3 protein-coding genes are annotated in these 1,878 nt (G+C 71.0%); all 3 read left to right on the top strand.

Going from position 1 to position 1,878, the window contains the following annotated elements:
• The first annotated feature begins 164 nt into the window (after positions 1 to 164).
• The 3 genes from LDO26_RS18030 to rraA all read left to right on the top strand — a co-directional run bounded on the left by LDO26_RS18030 (position 165) and on the right by rraA (position 1,726).
• Positions 165 to 509: a J domain-containing protein gene (locus tag LDO26_RS18030; RefSeq protein WP_305068834.1), complete on the top strand. Its 345-nt coding sequence runs from the start codon at positions 165 to 167 to the stop codon at positions 507 to 509.
• Positions 510 to 572: 63 nt separating this feature from the next.
• Positions 573 to 1,256 (top strand): ribulose-phosphate 3-epimerase, encoded by a 684-nt coding sequence (gene rpe / locus LDO26_RS18025; protein ID WP_232132474.1) that lies wholly within the window; start codon positions 573 to 575, stop codon positions 1,254 to 1,256.
• Positions 1,253 to 1,726 (top strand): ribonuclease E activity regulator RraA, encoded by a 474-nt coding sequence (gene rraA, locus LDO26_RS18020; RefSeq protein ID WP_232132473.1) that lies wholly within the window; start codon positions 1,253 to 1,255, stop codon positions 1,724 to 1,726. Before rpe ends, rraA begins: the two co-directional genes overlap by 4 nt.
• Positions 1,727 to 1,878: the final 152 nt, after the last annotated feature.

Genomic DNA, 1,878 nt, shown 5'->3' with positions numbered 1-1,878 from the left:
AGGTTTGCTTCGAGCAGGGTCGTGGACACGGTGGGAATCCAATACGCATCGCAAACGGTCGGCAAGTGTAGTGCGATTGCCGGGGCCGTGCAGGCCGGCCGCCGCGGCATGGCGCCGCGCCGCGATCCGTGCCGGCGGGGCCGTCTGCCCCTACACTGGCCGGCATGCAACGCTGGTACGGAAAACTCCTGGGCTTCATCGCCGGCTGGCTGCTGCTGCGCCACCCGGCCGGCGGCCTGATCGGGCTGATCATCGGCCACGCCTTCGATGCCGGCTGGCTGGCGCCCAAACGCGACAAGTCCTATCACGTGCTGGGGCTGGCGCCGGGCGCCAGCCAGGCCGAGGTCGACCAGGCGTACCGGCGGCTGATCACCCAGTACCACCCCGACAAGGTCGCCGGTGCGGCGCCGGAACTGCGCGCGCAGGCCGAGGCGCGCGCGGCGGAGATCAATGCCGCCTACGACCGCATCCGCCGCGACCGGCACGGACGCAAGCGCCGCCGCGGTTGATCGACCCGCCCTAAAATGGGGGACGGTCCTCGTGACCATCCCTTTCTCTCCACCGGAACCGCCATGCAGCCGCCCGTCATCGCTCCCTCGATCCTGTCCGCCAACTTCGCCCGGCTCGGCGAGGAGGTCGACAACGTGCTCGCCGCCGGCGCCGACTGGGTGCACTTCGACGTCATGGACAACCACTACGTGCCCAACCTGACCATCGGGCCGCTGGTGTGCGAGGCGCTGCGCGGGCATGGCGTGACCGCGCCGATCGACGTGCACCTGATGGTCGAGCCGGTCGACCGCATCGTCCCGGACTTCGCCAGGGCCGGCGCCTCGCTGATCAGCTTCCACCCCGAGGCCAGCCGCCACGTCCACCGCACGATCCAGCTGATCAAGGGCGAGGGCTGCCAGGCCGGCCTGGTGCTGAACCCGGCGACCCCGCTCGACGTGCTCGACTACGTGCTCGGGGACCTCGACATGGTGCTGCTGATGTCGGTCAACCCCGGCTTCGGCGGCCAGGCCTTCATTCCGTCGACGCTCGACAAGCTGCGCCGGGTGCGCGCGCGCATCGACGCGAGCGGCCTGCCGATCCGGCTGGAGATCGACGGCGGGGTGAAGCCCGACAACATCGGCGCGATCGCCGCGGCCGGCGCCGATACCTTCGTCGCTGGTTCGGCGATCTTCGGCAAGCCCGACTACCGCGCGGTCATCGATTCGATGCGCGCGCACATCGCCACCGCCACGGAGGATGCGACATGAAGACCTGCGACCTGTGCGACAGCTTTCCCGACGAGGTCCGGGTCCTCGACCTGCAGCTCGGCGACTTCGGCGGCCGCGTCGCGTTCTCCGGCATCGTCAGCACGGTCAAGGCGCTGGAGGACAATTCGCTGGTCCGCGAAGCGGTCGCCGAACCCGGCGACGGACGCGTGCTGGTCATCGACGGCGGCGGGTCGACGCGGCGCGCGATGCTCGGCGACATGCTGGCCGAACAGGCCGTCGCCAATGGCTGGTCGGGCGTGCTGGTGCATGGCGTGATCCGCGACAGCGAGGCGATCGGCCAGCTCGATCTCGCGGTCAAGGCGCTGGGCACCTGCCCGCTGAAGACCGACAAGCGCGGCCAGGGCCTGCGCGATGTCGCGGTCGAGTTCGGCGGCCTGGCGATCCGTCCCGGCGACTGGCTGTCCGCCGACGAGGATGGCGTGGTGCTGGCGGACCAGCCGCTGGCTTGATGGTGTCTGGTCCGCGTTGGGCGTGCGAGCGGGATTGCGTTTGAGAGAACCCCGCGGCGTCGCCCTCGCCCCACCGTCCGCGCTGCGGACGGTCCCCCCCTCTCCCGCGCAGGCGCGGGAGAGGGGCGTCGGCGTCTCCCGCCGTAGGCGGG

Source organism: Proluteimonas luteida, from assembly GCF_021191695.1.
GTDB lineage: Bacteria > Pseudomonadota > Gammaproteobacteria > Xanthomonadales > Xanthomonadaceae > Luteimonas > Luteimonas luteida.
The sequence above is the reverse complement of the archived record's forward strand: the minus strand, read 5'-3'. Positions and strand labels throughout refer to the sequence as shown.